The organism is Hirschia baltica ATCC 49814, assembly GCF_000023785.1.
GTDB classification, from domain to species: domain Bacteria; phylum Pseudomonadota; class Alphaproteobacteria; order Caulobacterales; family Hyphomonadaceae; genus Hirschia; species Hirschia baltica.
Map to the genome: position 1 here is coordinate 183,986 of NC_012982.1, position 17,954 is coordinate 201,939.

The following is a 17,954-nucleotide window of genomic DNA, read 5'->3' on the forward strand; positions in this document are numbered from 1 at the left end:
TTAAGCGCCATGTATATGCGCTTGCACGGTGAAATGAGCAGATGTGAGTGCGCGGTTTATCGATTGTGCACTTTGGACAGCGCCTTTGGAATCGCCATGCAAACATATGCTATCAACTTTCATGGATATGAAATTGCCGTTTAATGTTTGTAGAGGGGCACCCTGAGCGAGGGCTAGAGCTTGGCCGCAGCGTTCGACATTATCATTGATCACTGCATCAGGATTTGCGCGTGAAACGAGTTTGCCGGCATCATCATAGCGCCTGTCAGCAAAACCTTCTGTGATATATGTACGTTTATGTTGTTTTGCCACTTGTTCAAGTTTGCAATCGGGCAATCCCATAATCGCGGCATGTGGCAGAACTTCACGCACGATATTGACGATGTTCCAGCTTAGTTTTTCGCTATTGGCGGCTTCATTATATAGTGCGCCATGCGGTTTAACGTGGACAATGGGGACGCCCATGTCTGCGGCGACGTTTTTTATAAGGTGAAGCTGTTTGCGCAGGCTGGTTTCAAGGTCGTAATCGCTAATCTCGATGGGTTTGCGACCAAAGTTTTCTCTATCAGGGTAAGATGGATGTGCGCCTATGCGTACATTGCTGAGTTTGGCCAATGTCATGGCTTCGGCAATGCTTTCGCGGTCGCCGGTATGTCCGCCACACGCAATATTGCAGCTCGAAATATAAGGCATGATATCCACATCGGTGGCGCAACCTTCTCCAAGGTCTGCGTTTAGATCTATCATGCGTGTCATGGCCATATTGAAAACGCCCTTGCTATTCCACGTAAACCTAATCCCAATGTGACCAGCAAGACAATAGCGCCAGCTATGTTGGAACTAAGTGAATTGGCATATTGGCCCAGCAATGCTTTGCGGTTCATGACCATAAGCAGGAATGTTGCGATGATGGGGAGCAATAAGCCATTTGCAGTTTGCGCGATCAATATCAGAGAGATGGGTTTGATACCGGACACGCTGAAGATAACGCCGGTAGCTAAGACGATAAGAGAGGTCGCGCGAAAAATGGTTTTGCGCTTGCTCTCATCATTTTGGGGCCAGATTTCTGTCACGACATAGGCCGTCGCCATTGGGGCTGTAATGGATGAAGTTAGGCCCGCTGCGAGCAGGCCAGTTCCAACGAGGTATTTGGCCGCTTCGCCAAAAGCGGGTTCTATACTGCGAGCAAGGTCAGCGGCATTGGAAACGACTAAGTCCGAGCCGAACATGGTTGCGGCGGCGGTTGTTAAAATTAATATGGAGACAAGCCCGCCAAGTCCGATTGATACTAATGTGTCAGTTCTAGCGGATTGAACATCGTTTTCGCCATGCCAGCGTTCGCGTGCGGCGGCCGCATGTAAAAAGAGATTATAGGGAACAATTGTTGTTCCGATTAGGGCAATTGCAGTGAGTAGCCCGCCTTCGGGAATGCTTGGTATGAGACCATTAAAAAGAGCTCGAAAATCGGGTCTCACCATAATGGCAGCAATTAGAAATGCAGCGCTCATGATCAATACGAGCATAACAAGAATACGTTCTAGTAATTTGTATTTCCCATGCAGTAAAAGCCCCGCCGCCAGCGCGGCTAAGGCGAGTATAAATATACGGCGGTCAGGTGAGGCCTCCCCAAAAATGGCTTCTATACCGAGCGCGCCGCCGGCTAGATTACCTGCTTCATAGGCTGCATTTCCAATGGCTAGCGCAGCAAATACCAAAATAGCGGAGGCAATTTTCAACGCTGGGCTCTTAGCGTTTTGCATGAGCGCTTCACCAAGACCAAGTTTTGCGCCCGCACCAAGGCGCGCTGACATATCTTGCAGGATGATAGTAGCAATGGTGGCAAATAAAAGTGCCCAGACGAGCGCATAGCCAAAGTTTGCGCCGGCTAATGTGCAGGCCGTGACTGTGCCAGGGCCAATAAAGGCCGCAGCGACAAGTGCGCCGGGGCCTATCTTTGGGAGAGTAAGTTTCATTCTGTGATCGTAGTGTTAGAAATACCGCGCTTTGTTGTGAGATATGTTGCGAAACTGCCCAGCCAGTGACTACCTGAATAATGTTCAGCCGATACCGCCGCGATGCCGGTTTCTCTATGGAGCGCAGACGAAGCCAATAGGCTTGCAATTCTGGCATCATTCTCGGGCAGTGCTGATGCAATGCCTTCTAATGCCCATGCGCGCGATAGGTTTACGCCATCGAGATGGACAAGTTTTCCGTCTGTTGCGTCCAATACAATACCGGGTTTGAGCCAGTTATCACTGCCATCTGTCGGGATGTCTGGAAGAAATTCAGTTAGCCAGTTTACATAAGCTTCTTGGGGCATAACCCGGCGCATTAAGTCAGCTTCCATCAAGCATGGAGAGAGAAAGTCTTCTCCTGATGGTTCATAGGCTAAAGGGCAGGCTGTATCGTCTTTGTGAAACTTTAGAGCAGCTTCGACGAGTTGTGTTTCAAAAGCTGTGTTCTCGACAGTGCGCGCATAATCAATCATGAGGCCAAAGGCGAAGGCGCTTTGATTGTGTGTTCCTATACGGATGGGATAGGCGAGCTTGCCGAGCCATTCTTGGGTTTGTTCAACAATGACATTTTCGAGCGGGCGAAGATTTTCCCGCCATTGCTGCATAATGTCTAGGTCGCTTTCTTCAAGTTCAGCGGCGAGCTGCAGCAACCATGCGCGGCCATAAGGGCGTTCGAATGCACCTTTGCCATTGGTTTGGAAATAGGCGACTTCTCCAGCCAGTTTTTCTGCAGAAAGATTGATACCGACTTTGTGCTCAATCGCTTCGCGCATTGGCGTATCTGGATCAGTGTTCAGGATGCGCGCTAAAAGCCAGTGTCCGTGTACGGAAGAATGCCAGTCGAAGCAGCCATAAAAACTTGGGAATAGATCAGCAGGTGTTTTGGCGTCGGTATCATTGTTTAAAACAACGGATATCTTGTTGGGGTATTTTTGATCAAGGCAGGTCAAGGCTAGCAAAGCAAACCGATCTTCAACAACACCTTCTCTGGGTGAGGGAAGGGAGATGGCTTTTGTTGTTGAGGCTTCTGTGGGTGTTTCAGTCACGGGAGTTCCAGAAAATTCGGGGGCTTGTTCCTCTGCCGAGCAAGCAGATAAAATCAAAGCTATTGTTATTGCGCAGCTACCAAAAAGAGAATTGTATAAGTGTTTCATGTCTTTGCCCCGATGATTTAAGGCAAAGGGAGCATAGATTGCTGACAAAGAAAAGCGGGATAGAGTGGGGTTTTTTGCGTTCAGTTAACCTTAACTCTTTCCCTGCTCGCAAACCCTGTTACATCTTAGCGCCTCAAAGGAGACGCTTCTATGCCTGTGACACGTGAACTTAATGAAGACAGCCATCTTTATCTGGTCGATGCATCTGGATATATTTTCCGCGCATTTCACGCATTGCCGCCTTTGACGCGCAAATCTGACGGGCTGCCAGTTGGGGCTGTGTCCGGCTTTTGCAACATGCTGTACAAATTGCTGGCTGAATCCAAAGAGGTGACTGGAAATGGAAAAGCCACTCACTTTGCCTGTATCTTTGATGCGTCCAGCAAGACATTTAGAAATGATCTTGATCCAAGATATAAAGCCCAGCGCCCGCCCACGCCTGAAGACTTAGCGCCGCAATTCCCATTGGTGCGCCGCGCAGCGATTGCTTTTGGTACGCCAGCCGTAGAATTGGATAATTATGAAGCTGATGATTTGATTGCGGCTTATGCACGTATCGCTGAAGAAAAAGGCGCGAAAGTTACGATCATTTCCTCCGATAAAGACTTGATGCAGCTTGTGACTGATAAAGTCTCCATGATGGATACGATGAAGGATCGGCATTTATCTTTTGAAGCGGTGATGGATAAATTTGGCGTGGCACCTGATCGCGTCACGCATGTGCAAGCGCTGGCAGGAGACAGTGTGGATAATGTGCCGGGTGTGCCGGGTATTGGGCTTAAAACAGCGGCGCAATTGATCAATGAATTTGGCGATTTGGAAGCGCTTTTGAAATTTTCAAGCGAGCATGTGCCGGATAAAAAGAACAAGGCGCATGAGCTTTTGACATTTAAGCGGCATGAAAATCTTGTCGAGTTTGCCGATGATGCGCGTATATCTTTCAAGCTGGTGACATTGGACGATCACACACCAGTGCCAGTTGCTATTGAAGAGTTTGGTGTGTGTGAACCTGAATTGGAACAGCTCGTTCCGTTTCTGGATGAGATGGAGTTTCGCACAATAACACGGCGTGTGGTGCAGGCGCTTGGTGATGGTGCTGAACCTGTTGCGACACCTGCATCTGGCGAAGCGACTATTCCGGTCACTGAGACAAATAATGTTTTTGATACATCCCAATATACAACACTCATCAAGCCTGATGATTTGGTGGAATGGATGCGGCGCGCGCAGGCTGTGGGTGTTATCGGGGTTGATACTGAAACAGATGGGCTGGATGCGATAGGCGCAAATCTGGTGGGTGTGTCGTTGGCATTAGGGCCAAATGATGCGTGTTACATTCCGCTTGGGCATACAGGCGATGGCGATTTGCTAGGCGATGGTGCACCTGAGCAAATGGATATGAAACTGGCATTGGGAATTTTAAAACCGATGTTGGAAGATCCTACGATTTTAAAAGTGGGGCAGAATTTCAAATATGATGTGAATGTCTTCCATCGCGCGGGTGAGAAATTTTTGGATGAACCGATTATTCCTTATCCCATCGATGATACTATGCTGCTATCTGCGGCGCTTGAAGCGGGGCAACATAATCATGGCATGGATGTGCTGTCTGAATTGCATTTTGATCATAAGCCTATCCCTTTTAAAGAAGTGGCGGGTACGGGCAAAAAGCAGATTACTTTTGATAAGGTTCCTGTGCCTGAAGCAACAAAATATGCAGCGGAAGATGCAGATGTGACCTTGCGTTTATGGGCATTGCTAAAGCCGCGCCTGTCTGCTGAAGGTATGGCGACGCTGTATGAAACGATTGAGCGGCCAATGGTGCCTGTTGTGGCGCAAATGGAGCGCGCTGGGATATTTGTTGAGCGGGAAACATTATCGCGTTTGTCGGGCGATTTTGCACAACGCATGGCGCAATATGAAGCTGAGGCGTATGAACTTGCAGGACGTGAGTTTAACATGGGTAGCCCCAAACAGCTTGGTGAGATTTTGTTTGGTGAAATGGAATTGCCAGGCGGGAAGAAAACCAAAACGGGCGCATGGGCCACGGGTGCGGATGCGCTGGAAGACCTTGCAGCCGAAGGTCATGAATTGCCCAAAATCTTGCTTGGCTGGCGTTCTCTTTCCAAACTAAAATCGACTTATACGGATGCATTGGGTGAGTGCATAAATGCTGAGACAGGGCGTGTGCATACCAGCTTTAATCTGGTGGGCGCACAAACAGGGCGTTTGTCTTCCTCTGATCCAAACCTTCAAAACATTCCGATCCGCACCGAAGAGGGGCGCAAGATACGCGCGGCTTTCGTGGCGCAAGAAGGCAATGTGTTGATCGCGGCGGACTATTCACAGATTGAGCTGCGATTATTGGCGCATATTGGTAATATTGATACGCTCAAAGATGCGTTCAACAATGATCTCGACATTCACGCCATGACGGCATCGGAAATGTTTGGTGTGCCCATTGAAGGCATGGACCCAATGATTAGGCGCAAAGCCAAGGCGATCAATTTTGGGATTATCTACGGAATTTCAGCCTTTGGTTTAGCGAGGCAATTGGGGATACCACGTGGAGAAGCGTCTGAGTATATCAAAGCTTATAATGCGAAATTTCCCGGCATATTGAAATATATGGATGAGATGAAAGCCTTTGCACGCGAGAAGGGGTATGTGGAAACAGCCTTTGGGCGCCGTATTTGGATGAAGGGGATAAATGGCAAGGGCCCAGAGCGCGGCTTTGCTGAACGCCAAGCTATTAACGCGCCATTACAAGGTTCGGCTGCGGATATTATCAAGCGGGCAATGGTGAAAATGCCAGCGGCTTTAGAAAAATCGGGTCTGCAAGCTAAAATGCTATTGCAAGTGCATGATGAATTGATCTTTGAAGCGCCAAAGGCAGAAGCTGAAAAGACGATTAAGCTGGTGAAAAAAATCATGGAAACAGCGACATTTCCAGTGATGGATTTATCTGTTCCACTATTGGTGGAAGCAGAAGCAGCGCATTCATGGAATGAGGCGCACTAGAAATAAGGCACAAAAATAACTGCATCGGGAAGAATTTCCGTGCAGTTACAGCTTTTAGACCAAGTTGGGGCGCGAGGCGCTCAATTGGCTTTAATGCCAGCCGAAGCTAGCGGGGTATTTCGTGCCGGTCCCGATCCAAACACGGGATGCCGGCGTTTTTGGCAGCCAATTGGCACGCCTCGCATGGGATATACCCATTCACCTCCTCAGCACGTTTGATCGCGAACCGCCCCTGTGAGGTGTGATGGCCTTAATATGGGGGCGTTTATCGAGGCGGGGATAAGTTTTCAGATTTCCACTTATGTTATCGCGATTGCATCGTCACTGTCTGACCAAGCCATTGATCATTATCTAGCGCTTGAGCGAGAACAGCGGCAACATCACCGCGCGCTGCAGTGGCTTTTTTATTGACTTCATCGCCAATAATTATTTCCCGCATTCCTTCTTCGTCGGTGAGAGAGACCGGACGTAAAATGGAATAATTAAGCCCTGATGCTTTGAGATGTTCGTCTGCATCATGTTTGGCTTGAAGATAGTGCGCCATATCGCCTTCTGCCGGTGGATCATCTGCACCAACAGAACTTAGCATGATAAAACGCTTTGTATCAGAATTTACTGCAATATCGGTGAGGCGCATTGCCCCGTCACGATCGACTTTATCTGTCATTTCCTTGCTGGTGTCTCCACCAGATCCGGCTGCAAACACGACACTTTCACAATCGGCGCATATGTCATCCTGCAAATTTGTTAGATCACCTTCGCGCAATACCACTTCGTTCGGTAGGTTTGAAGTATCTGAACTTTCGCGAACTAGGGCGACAGGTTGGTGACCTCTAGACAGCAGCTCACGGACGACGCGTTGTCCAGTTTTACCGGTAGCTCCGGCGACAAGAACATTCATGTTGGTCTCCTTTAGAATAGAGTTTGGATTTTAGGGTTTAGGGGAGGTAAATTGCTTTGGCGTTGACAAATTCTTTCATGCCAAATCCACCATGTTCGCGCCCATAACCAGAGTCTTTCACGCCGCCAAAGGGCATGTTTGGATCAGCGGCACCGAAGGAGTTGATCCGTACCATGCCGGTATCAAAATGATCTCGTGCGAGACGAAACGCCTTATCTTCATCTTGGCTGAAAATTCCGCCGCCCAATCCATACCGGCTGTCATTTGCAATGCGCATGGCGTCTTCATCATCTTTGGCGCGGATTAAAGAGGCGACTGGTCCGAAAATTTCGTCATCATATGCAGGCGTTCCGGGCAGGCAATTTTCTAAAACTGTTGCTGGATAATAATAGCCTGTTTGGTCTGTCGGATTGCCGCCGCACAAAAGCTTTGCACCGGCTTCAACACTTTTGCTGACTTGCTCGCTCACAGTCTCAAATTGGTCTTTGCTGGAAAGCGGACCTAATTGGGTCTCTTCGTTTTCAGGAGACCCCATTTTTATCGCTTGCATCTGTTTTACAAAGGCCTCTTTGAACGCGTCATAGACTTTATCCGTGATGACAAAGCGTTTCGCAGAGACGCAAGTCTCACCATTGTTGAACAAGCGCCCTTCAACGCAGGTTTTTACGGCCAACTCGATATCTGCGTCTTCTAGTACGAGGAAAGCATCGTTTGAGCCTAGTTCAAGGACTGTTTTCTTGAGTGCTTTGGCTGCAACATGGCCAATATGCCTCCCGGCAGTATCGCTACCTGTCATTGTCACAGCACGGACCCGTTCATGTTCGATAATTTTATCGGAAATGTCGTGATCAATTACCAGAACCTGAAACAGATTTTCAGGTAAACCCGCATCGTTGCAGATTTCTTGGAGTAACAAGCCGCTGCCTGTACAAATGCTTGCATGTTTTAGAATGACGCCATTTCCCGCCATGAGATTGGACGCCAAAACTCTGATAGGTTGGTAAAGGGGGAAGTTCCAAGGCTGTATGCTATAAATGACTCCAATGGGCGAGTATGTTACCCAGCCTTTCTTAGAACCAGCAGAGTGGGCGCGTTCCTCGTCGGCAAGGATTGAAGGGCCATTTTTAGCCGTGTATTCGAGGATTTGAGCGCAAAGCTCTACTTCCATTTTTCCATCTTGCAGAAGCTTTCCTGTTTCTTTTGTCATCAACAAAGCGATGTCTTCTGCTCTATCTCGAAGCCCATCTGCAATTCGCTTGAGATAGTTGGCGCGTTCATCATGAGTTTTTAAGCGCCATTTTAGGAAAGCGTCGTGACATGCTTCTACTTTATCCGTTGCAGCCTGCATGCTCATGAGGGTGTATGTTTCTAGCGTGGTTTCTGTGGCTGGGTTGATCGTAGAAATATGTGACATGCTGAACCTCCAAGGTGCGTTCCAAAATAGGGTCGTGGCGAACCAACAGTTGAAGCGTCACAAAGTTCCGCTTGATTTTAACTTTGGAGGCAAAATGGCGTCGAATTTCAGTTTGGTTTTTGAGGGGGTAGCGCAAAGTGTATGCAGAATTATTGCTCAGGTGCCGTCTTCTTCGCCTTCGTCGAATTGGCAGATTTGTGCGGTCGCGCTTGGGATTTCCTCATCAGATGAAATTGCTGTTTTTATTCTGTCGGCAGAAACGACTTGGGCGATTTTTGTCTGGAGCGCTTTGGCCAGCATCAATCCATTATGGGGGGAGAGCTTAAAAGCAGCTGTGCCAAATGTATCTTCACTAAGTGGGTGTTTGGATTTTAAGACGATCACGACTTCATCGTTTTCGTTGATTTCAACATAGGGTTTTTCACGTGCATCTATCGTCAACATAGCATTCTCCTTTTGAGTAGGAGGCGCATGTTGTTAGAGGGCACACGTCCTACGCTGTGGGTTTGGTGCTCAAACCCATCATATGCGTAAAGAACGTGTGGAGTATGTGGAAAGTTCCCGTATGGCATTTTAGTTTGGCCGCAGGGACTATATTAGTTTTTCAAGTTTGCTTTGTTTTAGCTAAGGTGAATTCTACGACGAGTGGTTTGTCATCTGGGTCCGGGTAAGATTTTGTTTCTATATGACTATTGGGCAGGAGGGACACATAAAATTCTGCCGCTTCCTCTCCTTTTTCATCAAAGATAAAACATGTGCGGACTTTTGATTTGTAGGACATGTTTATAACTTCCTTATTACTGGGTATTTAAACTAAGGATTGGGCGAGAGCATCTAACTGATCGGCAGCGGCATTCCAACCGGCTTCAAAGCCCATCTCTAGATGTTTTTTTACATCATCCTCATTGGAGTGGCGGGCGCTCCAGGTCATTCTGGTCTTGTCTTCGCCGTCATCAGAAAGCTCAACGACGCCTGTCATGAAAGAAGTGGGACGTGGCATGAAGCCTTCGCTATAGGCGTCTGAGAAGACTAGGCGCTCTAGGGGAGTAACTTCAAGATATGAGCCGATGTTTTCCACGCGCTCGCCATCTGGTCCGGCCATGACGATATTCATGCGGCCGCCTGCTTTTAAATCTATATCAGCTTCAGGAACGCTCCACGGTTTGGGGCAGAACCACTGCTTGAGCAATTCTGGTTCTGTCCAGCAGCGCCAGACGATAGGACGTGGAGCCTTTATCGTGCGGGTGATGCTGAGCACGTAATTGGAAGGCACATTCATACTGCATACTCCATTGTCGAAGGGTAGTTGAACAAGAATTCAATATAAAGTTTGAGGTGATCCACGCTTTCTAATGCAACTGCTTTGTCATTTTTGGCTTTGGCGAGAATGAAAGCACCTTGCAGGACGGCTTGGGTATGGTTGGCAAGGCTTTGAGCTGTCCAGTTGGTATTGTTAAGATGGTGCGCTTGCATTGCGGCTTCTATGTCGGGAATGAGTGTGTTTGCATGATTGAAAATACTATCGGCACACGCATCACGAATTTCTGGGTGAGAGCCATAAACTTCCTGTGTCATCGTGCCGACAAGGCAAGTAAATTGAGCGATATCTCCATCAATTATAGCTTTACGAAAATCGATATAGCCAAGCACACGGTCGAGTGGGTCTGCGTGTTGGTGATAGGGGGCGGACTGAAAAAAAGCGCCTGTTGTCTCGCCCCAAAACTGGGCCGCTGCGACGCCGAGTTCTTCTTTGCTTGAAAAATGATGAAAGAACGCCCCCTTGGAAACACCTGCTGTGCGGCAGAGGTCTTCTACGGAAGTGGCTGTGTAACCGTGTTGTCGAATAACCTGCATGGCGGCTTCCAGTAAGCGTGTTTTTGCGCTTTTGCGTTCGGGCTTTGCTTGTGTTTTCGTGTTCATACAAAAAACATACCGACCGGACGGTATGTTTGTCAAGCGGATTTCATCAAGGAATTGGTTCACGAATAAATGGAGGGAATTTGTTTAAGGTGGTTTTGCCCACAATTTTAAAATTGGACTGGCAGCATCTTCAGCTCTGAACCATATCGGCTAGTTTGCCTGTTGTATTTGAATTGCGTCTGGTCATTTCAAATCCCTTGCGCCACTTTTCCTAATTTCTCTGCCAGTTTTGATTGGCTTTTTACCCGATCTGCTCTCCGTCTTCTTTGGTGAAAGTTTCGGCGAGCGGGGTTTCAAGAAGATCTAATACGGCTTCACTAGGGCGGCAGAGTTTGACGCCTTTGGGTGAACACACAATTGGGCGGTTGACGAGGATAGGGTGTTTGATCATCTCGTTGAGAATTGCATCATCATCGACATCGTTTTCTAACAATCCTAAATCCATTGTAGGTGATTTTGTTGTACGCAAAGCTTCTTTTGGCGTGATGTCTGCGGCGGCGAATAGTCCTAGCAATTGGGCGCGTGTCCAACCTGTTTCCAGATAGGGAATAATAACAGGATCAGCGCCGGAAGCTTTGACCATTTCAACAACATTGCGTGACGTGCCACAATCTGGATTGTGATAGATAACGATCATGATGGCTACACCTTAATTGGGTTAGTCTGTGGGTGGGAAATGTTTGCGTGTGCGGTTTGCAAAAGCCACAAGCGAGAGCATGACGGGAACTTCAACGAGCACGCCAACAACTGTGGCCAAAGCCGCGCCGGAGTTTAGGCCAAACAGGCTGATTGCGACGGCGACGGCGAGTTCGAAAAAGTTCGACGTGCCGATCATGGCGCAGGGGGCGGCCACATTATGCGGGACTTTCCAAGCCCAAGCTGCAAAATAGGCGAGTGCAAATATCAAATAAGATTGCACAAGAATTGGCGCAGCGATTAGCGCGATGATGAGCGGGTTATCCCATATCATTTCGCCTTGGAAACCAAAGAGCAAAACCACAGTTGCGAGCAAACCGATGACGGAAAACGGTTTTATTTTGCCGATAAAGGCATTTATTGCATTTTCGCCGCCGCGTTTTTGCAAAGAGAGGCGGATAAACAACCCCAATACAAGCGGGATAAGCACATAGAGCACCACAGATAATATCAGCGTGGCCCAAGGCACAACCACATCTGTGACGCCGAGCAAAAAGGCGACAATGGGCGCAAAGGCAAACACCATGATCGCATCATTAATGCTGACCTGCGCAAGGGTGTAGGCGGGGTCTCCCTTGGTGAGTTGTGACCACACAAATACCATGGCTGTACATGGCGCAGCGCCCAATAGAATGAGGCCGGCAATATAGCCCTCGGCATCGGCGGGGGGGATAAAATCGGCAAAAATGTGCTTGAAAAATAACACACCCAGCGCCGCCATAGAGAAGGGTTTGATCAGCCAATTGACGACAAGTGTGATGACCAATCCGCGTGGTTTATCGCCGACACGTTTGAGGCTGGAAAAATCCACGCCAATCATCATGGGCAGCACCATCGCCCAGATAAGCAAAGCGACGATCAGGTTGACATTGGCATATTGCAAATCTGCCAGCACGCCAAAAGCTGATGGAAATACATTGCCCAACACCATGCCCGCGCCAATGGCCAAGGCGACCCATAAAGACAGATAACGCTCAAATAAACCCATGATCAAACTCCTATTGAGCGCGTCATGTAGCATTTTGTTATCAAAAATTCAATATTTCAGGAAAATACGAAATATAAAATAAAATTGTTTAAGGGCAAACACAGAAATCTCCGCCGCTGTGACCAGCTCGAGAGGATAATCAAGGACAGATAAAAGGGCGCGAGGCGCACTTATCGTCGGCAGTGAAGGCTGGCGTCCTTAATACGGATACCAGCGAAAGTGGGCCGCCAATAGGCGCGCCTCGCATGATGGTTTAGCCTATTCCAAAGCCGCTAGGGGAGGCGGGCATAGCCCCTAAAACATCTCACGCAGGCAAAATGACGCCCATGTGTTGGTTTCTCCCCAGCCCTGCCACCTTGATTGCGCACCTGTTTCGCAAACGGGTTTGGCAAGTCCATCATTCCATTCCCCACACGTAGGTCGCGCGCCGCCCATAGAGATTGGATGAGGTGAGTATGGGAGGGAATTTGAGGGAGGGGGATAAGATTGGGGATATTGGAAAAATTTTACTTGATTAGTTGTCGAGTTTGCGCTCAGTGGTTGTGTGGATTTGAAACAGATATACGAAGCTGAAAAAGAGCTCCAAGGCGAATTGTGCTGGTTCGAGAGTGATGGCGTATTGAGGCTATCATGCTCCTTGGCCATTCATGGAGTTTTGCTAGAGGGGTTAGAGCTATATGCCCGTACCAACGTAGAAGATGTCGACAAAGATGTAGTTTTTATGTTGAGAACGGGTAGTAAAAAAAGCGGTTATGAACTCTTAGAGCGAATTTGTTGGAGACCGAAAAGACCGCATTCCAACAAAGGTAGAGGGCCTAAGAAGCATCGTTTTACTCTTATAACGGGAGGCCATGTTCACTCTATGTACTTGAACTGGTATGCTGAAGAAGGTAGAATGTTAAAATCGAATTTGCCGATCGCAGAGCCATTAGATATCAACTCTCTAAATATCGAGGAAGTTTTTAACACTGTGATTACTCGTTTTAGTATTAAACTGATCGGGCAAAAATTTGAGGCACCACCCTGGCAAAGGGATTTGTTTGACTATGAGTAAGTTCAATTTGAGTGATGAGAAACTGAAACGGGCTGTAGACAATGCAGTGTTGGAGCTTATTCGCGTGCAACATGAAGGCAGGTATTCTACAGTTGTGTTGCCTATATGGTTGAGTAGTGGAGCAGCTGTTTCCGTGTGTATTAGAGCAATCGGTAATTCCGTTTCTATATCTGACCAAGGAAACTCTTATCTCGAGGCTGAAGATGTAAATGCGCAGCGTACTTTTTCACAAATCGCTCAAAGTATCGCGGAAAAGCATCATGTGTCATACAAAGATAAAGCTTTTTCACTCGATAAAGTATCATTTGATAACATTGCTGGTGCAATTGGCGTTGTAGCTGAAGCATCTAGAGCTGCTTATGACTTAGCGATAGATAAAGTATCTGAACGATCTGAGAAGAACGCAAAATTCGAGATAGATCAAAAGCTACGGTCTTATTTTCCTTCTCATGCAGTTGCGAAAGACGTTTCAATTAGAGGTGCTTCTAATCATGAATGGAAATTTTCTAATGTTGTAACTTTGGATTTTAGGCGCAAAGCTGTATTTGAAGTTGTTTCAAGTGCTCCTGTTGCAGTTTATTCTGTTGTTACCAAATTCACGGATTTGAAAAGCCTAGAAAATTCACCTACGAGGGTGTCGGTTCTCAATGATCGAAATGGGATTGGGGATCTCATCCGTGTATTGCAACAAACTTCAAATGTAATGGACGCTCAATTCACCGCCGAAGAGATTGAGGCGGTGGTCGCCTAGTGAACACTAGTCTGGCTTAAATCGCCTAAATTAAACCTTATATGCGTCAGGACTTGGCCAAGATGTGGCTTGCGTTATAGTAGGTGTAACTGATTTGCATTTTTGACGCGTAAAAAGCGGCCAAATATAAGGGGATGCCCATGACAACTATCGCTTTGGTCGATGATGACGAGAATATCGTTGAAAGCTTGAAAGCTTTTTTTGAGGCGGAAGGTTATACAGTCCGCGCTTATCATGATGGTGAGGCGGCCTTGCAGGGCTTGGCCGAGCATCCGCCAGAATTGGCTATTCTTGATGTGAAAATGCCGAAAATGGACGGTATGGAATTGCTGCGCCGTTTGCGTCAGACATCCAATCTGCCAGCGATTTTCCTGACATCGAAAGATGACGAAATTGACGAAGTGGTCGGCTTTAACATTGGGGCGGATGATTTTATCCGTAAGCCTTGTTCTATGCGCCTCTTGTCTGAGCGTGTGAAAGCTGTGTTGCGTCGCTCACGCGGGGCGGGTGTGTCTGAAGAGGGCGACAAGAAGCCTATCGTGCGCGGATCATTGACGCTGGACCCGAACCGTCACGCCTGTACATGGAAGGGTGAAGTGGTTCGCCTGACTGTGACCGAATTTTTGATCTTGCAAGCATTGTCGACACGTCCGGGCTATGTGAAGAGCCGCGATCAGCTGATGGATGCAGCCTATGATGATCAGGTTTATGTGGATGACCGCACAATCGATAGCCACATTAAACGCCTGCGCAAAAAATTCCGCGATCAGGATGATGAATTTGATTCAATCGAAACGCTCTATGGTGTGGGATATCGCTATAAAGAAGCATAAGGCATCTTATATGATGTTTGCTGAATTGGATTGAGGTTTTAGCCGAATGGCAAATACAGACGAGCTTGGCCTCATTCAATCTGCAATGCGAACGGTGCGTTCCTTGTTTACGTCGCGTATTGCGCGGCTGATTCTGGCGTCTAATCTTGCCGGCTTGCTGATTTTGATAACTGGCGCGTTATTCGTCAATGAAATCCGTGCGGGGTTGGTGCAGGCGCGCACCGAATCGCTGGAAGCGCAGGCGCTGACATATGAATCCGTGTTATCTCTGACAGCGACATCTGGCACGCCGCGCCCGACGCTGAATGAAAGCCTGTCGCGATCATCGCTAAAACGTCTGCAAGCGCCGCCTCACACGCGCGTGCGGCTGTATTCATCTGATTTGAAACTGATTGCTGATAGCTTTTTGCTGGAAGAATTTATCAAGACAGCAGAGCTTCCGCCCTTGAAAAAACCGGGTTTGTTGGATCGTTGGGCTGTTGGTATTTCTAGGCATATCTCTAATGTTTTTAACGAAGAGAGCGGCGCAACACATGCGAGTGCCGCAAAATCATTAGAAGAAGAATTATCCATCGCTTTATCGGGCAAGAATGCAGCGGCGCAGCGTTTTTCTGAGCGGGGCGAGCGGCTGATTTCTGTGTCTGTGCCTGTGCGATATGTGTCGGCTGTTGTGGGTGTGCTGACGGTTGAAGCCAGTGATGTGGAAGATATTATTCGCGCTGAACGAGCAGCCCTCGCGCCGATTATTTCTGTGGCGGTGTTGATGTCGTTGATCACGTCATTCTTGTTGACGGCAGGTATTGCGCGGCCATTGCGGCGTTTATCCATCGCGGCTGACCGTGTGCGGTCTGGGAAGACAAACCGGTTGGATATGTCGGGTATTTCCAAGCGTAAGGACGAGATTGGTGATCTGGCGAAAGCGCTGGATGCGATGACGGGGGCGCTGCACGACCGTATTGTGCTGAATGAACGATTTGCGGCGGATGTGGCGCATGAGCTGAAAAATCCACTCACCTCTATTCGGTCTGCGGTGGAAACATCTGAGGCCGTTGAAGATGAGAATGTGCGCGAGCGGATGCGGCAGGTGATTTCGCGTGATGTTGTGCGTCTGGATCGTCTGATCACGGATATTTCGAATGCATCGCGTTTGGAAGCGGAAATTGCACGCGAAAAAGCGACGAATGTTGATGTGCAGCGTTTGTTGGAAGATCTCGTGTCGATCTGGCGGGATACACGCAAAGAGGGACAGCCGGAAGTTGAGCTGAATATTGATACGGTTGAAGGCCCACTAATACTGAAAGCGCGTGAAGGCCCATTGGCGCAGGTTATCCGAAACCTTGTTGAAAATGCACGTTCATTCTCTCCTGAAGATGGTGTTGTGACGATTACAGCCGTGCGCGAACCAAAAGCGATTTGCCTCACATTTGAGGATCAAGGACCGGGTGTACCCGAAGACAAATTAGAGAAAATCTTCGAGCGCTTTTATTCTGATCGACCCAAAGGGGCCAAGTTTGGCAATAATTCCGGGCTTGGACTGTCTATCGTAAAGCAGATTGTTGAAACGCATTATGGAGAGGTTTTTGTACAAAATCTTAGACAGATGAATGCAGATGGGTCTGAAGGTGAGGTATTGGGGGCACAGTTCGTGGTTCGATTACCCGTTCGGTGACCAAAGCTGATTTTGGGTCTTGACCGCGCGCCAATTCAGTCGTCAGATTTTCACCGGTTGATTTTGGAGAATGCTGTATGATTGGTGTGGTCGTTGTGACCCATGGCGGGCTAGCTAGAGAATTTGTAGCTGCGACGGAACATGTCTTTGGCGCGCAGGATGCGTTTGAGGCGATTTGTATCGATGCAGATGATGATATGGAATTGCGCAGGCAGGAGATAATTGATGTCTCTGAGAAATGCGATACGGGTGATGGTGTTATTGTCTTTACAGACATGTTTGGCGGGACACCTTCTAATTTAGCAATCTCTGTTATGACGCAGGCAAAAATTGAAGTCATTGCTGGTGTGAATTTGCCAATGCTGATCAAAGTTGCAGAAGTGCGTAAAGACCGGCCTATGGATGAAGTTGCATTGGCGGTTCAGGATGCAGGTCGTAAATATATCTCCATTGCTTCGGTTGTTCTCCAAAAATCAGCATGACCGAAACGCTTACTAAATCAGCCACCATTTGTAATACACGTGGTCTTCATGCTCGCGCTTCAGCCGCTCTTGCCAGAGAAGCTCTCAAATTTGATTCCAAAATAATTGTTTCTCATGAAGGCGAAAAAGCATCTGCTATTGCCGTCATGGATTTGCTTATGTTGACCGCTTATAAAGGCTGTGTTGTTGAGGTGAGTGCTGAAGGCAAAGATGCTGATCAGGCGATAGTGGCAATTGTTGATCTGATTGAAAACCGATTTGGTGAAGACGATTAAACCCGCATGCGAGCGGGGTATTTTATCAACACTGTATAATTAGGCGTTGTTTAGCTTTTGGGTGAAGAGAGGCGTTGGGGCGCATCTTCATTGTCGCGTTTATCAGCATCTTTTCCATTTGGCTTGAAAAGCAAGCTTGCAAACTGGATCTCGGTTTCATCTGTTCTCATGTAAGATTTTGCAAGCCGTTTTAGGCCAGCCGTGAATTCTTCCTGTGTCACTTGGCGGTCAATATTTGAATCAAACGTCATTGTATTGGCAAGCGGGCCATCATAGGAGCCAACAGCGGCAGCCCAATCTTGTTGTTCAAATATTGAGAGCGTTCCGCTTTGATTGACGTCAGCCCGCGCAAAAGCAGAGACGGCATTTGCATCAATTTCAGCAAATGAAATGCTGAGGGAGTGATCATCATCAAAACTTGCAAACAAGAGCGCACCCGGTTTTGCAACACGAATGCCGCGTAAATCCTGTCCTCTACCCACAATGCGCTGTGGAAGTAGCTCCATAGTGGGAGCCTCTGCACTGGTTTCCTCTAAATCGGTTGGAATTGTACCAGTTGTCTCTGGTTGAGGGTCTGATTGGGCTATTGCCGGCAGGCAAAATAGGGAAAACAAAAAAGCAAAGCTCGCCTTAGACAAGGAAGTTTTTAATGTGCGTTTCATGTTTTCTCCAGAATATTAGTCAGCTTTCTCTTAATTTTGGCATGGATTGGGGCAATTGAAAGGCTTGAACTGCAACTTCTTTGATATTTGTTTGATATAAGGATATAAAGAAATCTTTA

The 17,954-nt window shown here is 47.8% G+C and carries 20 protein-coding genes; 8 read left to right on the top strand and 12 right to left on the bottom strand.

Annotated elements, in window-relative coordinates:
• The 3 genes from pxpA to HBAL_RS00880 are packed head-to-tail and all read right to left on the bottom strand — an operon-like array spanning position 1 to position 3,169.
• A complete protein-coding gene (pxpA, locus tag HBAL_RS00870) occupies positions 1 to 762 on the bottom strand; it encodes a 5-oxoprolinase subunit PxpA (RefSeq protein WP_012778033.1) in 762 nt (253 codons plus the stop codon).
• Complete coding sequence (locus HBAL_RS00875) at positions 753 to 1,973, bottom strand: Nramp family divalent metal transporter (RefSeq protein WP_012778034.1); 1,221 nt, start codon at positions 1,971 to 1,973, stop codon at positions 753 to 755. The genes pxpA and HBAL_RS00875 overlap by 10 nt, the downstream gene beginning before the upstream one ends.
• Positions 1,970 to 3,169 (bottom strand): DUF2891 domain-containing protein, encoded by a 1,200-nt coding sequence (locus HBAL_RS00880; protein ID WP_012778035.1) that lies wholly within the window; start codon positions 3,167 to 3,169, stop codon positions 1,970 to 1,972. Before HBAL_RS00880 ends, HBAL_RS00875 begins: the two co-directional genes overlap by 4 nt.
• A 150-nt stretch (positions 3,170 to 3,319) precedes the next feature.
• On the opposite strand from HBAL_RS00880, the gene polA reads away from it, so the two are divergent.
• Both polA and HBAL_RS16665 read left to right on the top strand, forming a co-directional pair.
• On the top strand, positions 3,320 to 6,190 hold the full coding sequence (gene polA, locus HBAL_RS00885) for a DNA polymerase I (RefSeq protein ID WP_012778036.1): 2,871 nt from the start codon (positions 3,320 to 3,322) through the stop codon (positions 6,188 to 6,190).
• A 39-nt stretch (positions 6,191 to 6,229) separates the two neighbouring features.
• On the top strand, positions 6,230 to 6,409 hold the full coding sequence (locus tag HBAL_RS16665; RefSeq protein WP_149037339.1) for a hypothetical protein: 180 nt from the start codon (positions 6,230 to 6,232) through the stop codon (positions 6,407 to 6,409).
• 85 nt (positions 6,410 to 6,494) lie between these two features.
• Here HBAL_RS16665 and HBAL_RS00890 read toward each other — a convergent pair whose 3' ends face one another.
• The 8 genes from HBAL_RS00890 to arsB all read right to left on the bottom strand — a co-directional run bounded on the left by HBAL_RS00890 (position 6,495) and on the right by arsB (position 12,109).
• Positions 6,495 to 7,091, bottom strand: coding sequence for an SDR family oxidoreductase (locus tag HBAL_RS00890; protein ID WP_012778037.1), 597 nt, complete (start codon positions 7,089 to 7,091; stop codon positions 6,495 to 6,497).
• Positions 7,092 to 7,128: 37 nt separating this feature from the next.
• Complete coding sequence (locus HBAL_RS00895) at positions 7,129 to 8,505, bottom strand: NAD-dependent succinate-semialdehyde dehydrogenase (protein ID WP_012778038.1); 1,377 nt, start codon at positions 8,503 to 8,505, stop codon at positions 7,129 to 7,131.
• Positions 8,506 to 8,661: 156 nt separating this feature from the next.
• On the bottom strand, positions 8,662 to 8,949 hold the full coding sequence (locus tag HBAL_RS00900) for a hypothetical protein (protein ID WP_012778039.1): 288 nt from the start codon (positions 8,947 to 8,949) through the stop codon (positions 8,662 to 8,664).
• Between the two features lie 160 nt (positions 8,950 to 9,109).
• Positions 9,110 to 9,286, bottom strand: a complete 177-nt coding sequence (locus HBAL_RS16545; protein WP_012778040.1) for a VOC family protein — start codon at positions 9,284 to 9,286, stop codon at positions 9,110 to 9,112.
• A 27-nt stretch (positions 9,287 to 9,313) separates the two neighbouring features.
• Positions 9,314 to 9,784, bottom strand: a complete 471-nt coding sequence (locus HBAL_RS00905) for an SRPBCC family protein (protein WP_012778041.1) — start codon at positions 9,782 to 9,784, stop codon at positions 9,314 to 9,316.
• Positions 9,781 to 10,425, bottom strand: coding sequence for a TetR/AcrR family transcriptional regulator (locus tag HBAL_RS00910; protein WP_012778042.1), 645 nt, complete (start codon positions 10,423 to 10,425; stop codon positions 9,781 to 9,783). The genes HBAL_RS00905 and HBAL_RS00910 overlap by 4 nt, the downstream gene beginning before the upstream one ends.
• Positions 10,426 to 10,666: 241 nt before the next feature.
• The gene (locus tag HBAL_RS00915) at positions 10,667 to 11,062 is read right to left on the bottom strand and encodes an arsenate reductase family protein (protein ID WP_012778043.1); all 396 of its coding nucleotides are present in this window, start codon (positions 11,060 to 11,062) and stop codon (positions 10,667 to 10,669) included.
• A gap of 21 nt (positions 11,063 to 11,083) precedes the next feature.
• The gene (gene arsB, locus HBAL_RS00920) at positions 11,084 to 12,109 is read right to left on the bottom strand and encodes an ACR3 family arsenite efflux transporter (protein ID WP_012778044.1); all 1,026 of its coding nucleotides are present in this window, start codon (positions 12,107 to 12,109) and stop codon (positions 11,084 to 11,086) included.
• Between the two features lie 550 nt (positions 12,110 to 12,659).
• Between arsB and HBAL_RS00925 the strand changes: the two genes are divergently transcribed.
• The 6 genes from HBAL_RS00925 to HBAL_RS00950 all read left to right on the top strand — a co-directional run bounded on the left by HBAL_RS00925 (position 12,660) and on the right by HBAL_RS00950 (position 17,173).
• A complete protein-coding gene (locus HBAL_RS00925) occupies positions 12,660 to 13,163 on the top strand; it encodes a hypothetical protein (protein ID WP_149037340.1) in 504 nt (167 codons plus the stop codon).
• Positions 13,156 to 13,914, top strand: a complete 759-nt coding sequence (locus HBAL_RS00930; RefSeq protein WP_012778046.1) for a hypothetical protein — start codon at positions 13,156 to 13,158, stop codon at positions 13,912 to 13,914. Before HBAL_RS00925 ends, HBAL_RS00930 begins: the two co-directional genes overlap by 8 nt.
• Before the next feature lie 140 nt (positions 13,915 to 14,054).
• Positions 14,055 to 14,747: a response regulator transcription factor gene (locus tag HBAL_RS00935; protein WP_012778047.1), complete on the top strand. Its 693-nt coding sequence runs from the start codon at positions 14,055 to 14,057 to the stop codon at positions 14,745 to 14,747.
• A 46-nt stretch (positions 14,748 to 14,793) separates the two neighbouring features.
• The gene (locus HBAL_RS00940) at positions 14,794 to 16,416 is read left to right on the top strand and encodes a stimulus-sensing domain-containing protein (RefSeq protein ID WP_012778048.1); all 1,623 of its coding nucleotides are present in this window, start codon (positions 14,794 to 14,796) and stop codon (positions 16,414 to 16,416) included.
• Positions 16,417 to 16,493: 77 nt separating this feature from the next.
• Positions 16,494 to 16,898, top strand: a complete 405-nt coding sequence (locus HBAL_RS00945) for a PTS sugar transporter subunit IIA (RefSeq protein ID WP_012778049.1) — start codon at positions 16,494 to 16,496, stop codon at positions 16,896 to 16,898.
• Positions 16,895 to 17,173, top strand: coding sequence for an HPr family phosphocarrier protein (locus HBAL_RS00950; protein ID WP_012778050.1), 279 nt, complete (start codon positions 16,895 to 16,897; stop codon positions 17,171 to 17,173). Before HBAL_RS00945 ends, HBAL_RS00950 begins: the two co-directional genes overlap by 4 nt.
• 50 nt (positions 17,174 to 17,223) lie before the next feature.
• Here the strand turns inward: HBAL_RS00950 and HBAL_RS00955 are convergent, their stop codons facing one another.
• Positions 17,224 to 17,835 carry an EF-hand domain-containing protein gene (locus HBAL_RS00955; protein ID WP_012778051.1) on the bottom strand — a complete coding sequence of 204 codons (612 nt, stop codon included), beginning with the start codon at positions 17,833 to 17,835 and terminating at the stop codon, positions 17,224 to 17,226.
• Between the last annotated feature and the right edge of the window lie 119 nt (positions 17,836 to 17,954).

What these genes read in the sequence shown, in the direction of transcription:
- HBAL_RS00930 (WP_012778046.1), top strand. Translation starts at nt 13,156, where the DNA reads ATGAGTAAGTTCAATTTGAGTGATGAGAAACTGAAACGGGCTGTAGAC.
- HBAL_RS00955 (WP_012778051.1), bottom strand. Translation starts at nt 17,835, where the DNA reads ATGAAACGCACATTAAAAACTTCCTTGTCTAAGGCGAGCTTTGCTTTT.
- HBAL_RS00915 (WP_012778043.1), bottom strand. Translation starts at nt 11,062, where the DNA reads ATGATCGTTATCTATCACAATCCAGATTGTGGCACGTCACGCAATGTT.
- HBAL_RS00895 (WP_012778038.1), bottom strand. Translation starts at nt 8,505, where the DNA reads ATGTCACATATTTCTACGATCAACCCAGCCACAGAAACCACGCTAGAA.
- HBAL_RS00950 (WP_012778050.1), top strand. Translation starts at nt 16,895, where the DNA reads ATGACCGAAACGCTTACTAAATCAGCCACCATTTGTAATACACGTGGT.
- arsB (WP_012778044.1), bottom strand. Translation starts at nt 12,109, where the DNA reads ATGGGTTTATTTGAGCGTTATCTGTCTTTATGGGTCGCCTTGGCCATT.
- HBAL_RS00880 (WP_012778035.1), bottom strand. Translation starts at nt 3,169, where the DNA reads ATGAAACACTTATACAATTCTCTTTTTGGTAGCTGCGCAATAACAATA.
- HBAL_RS00940 (WP_012778048.1), top strand. Translation starts at nt 14,794, where the DNA reads ATGGCAAATACAGACGAGCTTGGCCTCATTCAATCTGCAATGCGAACG.
- HBAL_RS00890 (WP_012778037.1), bottom strand. Translation starts at nt 7,091, where the DNA reads ATGAATGTTCTTGTCGCCGGAGCTACCGGTAAAACTGGACAACGCGTC.
- HBAL_RS00910 (WP_012778042.1), bottom strand. Translation starts at nt 10,425, where the DNA reads ATGAACACGAAAACACAAGCAAAGCCCGAACGCAAAAGCGCAAAAACA.
- HBAL_RS16545 (WP_012778040.1), bottom strand. Translation starts at nt 9,286, where the DNA reads ATGTCCTACAAATCAAAAGTCCGCACATGTTTTATCTTTGATGAAAAA.
- HBAL_RS00945 (WP_012778049.1), top strand. Translation starts at nt 16,494, where the DNA reads ATGATTGGTGTGGTCGTTGTGACCCATGGCGGGCTAGCTAGAGAATTT.
- HBAL_RS00935 (WP_012778047.1), top strand. Translation starts at nt 14,055, where the DNA reads ATGACAACTATCGCTTTGGTCGATGATGACGAGAATATCGTTGAAAGC.
- polA (WP_012778036.1), top strand. Translation starts at nt 3,320, where the DNA reads ATGCCTGTGACACGTGAACTTAATGAAGACAGCCATCTTTATCTGGTC.
- HBAL_RS00900 (WP_012778039.1), bottom strand. Translation starts at nt 8,949, where the DNA reads ATGTTGACGATAGATGCACGTGAAAAACCCTATGTTGAAATCAACGAA.
- HBAL_RS00905 (WP_012778041.1), bottom strand. Translation starts at nt 9,784, where the DNA reads ATGAATGTGCCTTCCAATTACGTGCTCAGCATCACCCGCACGATAAAG.
- pxpA (WP_012778033.1), bottom strand. Translation starts at nt 762, where the DNA reads ATGGCCATGACACGCATGATAGATCTAAACGCAGACCTTGGAGAAGGT.
- HBAL_RS00875 (WP_012778034.1), bottom strand. Translation starts at nt 1,973, where the DNA reads ATGAAACTTACTCTCCCAAAGATAGGCCCCGGCGCACTTGTCGCTGCG.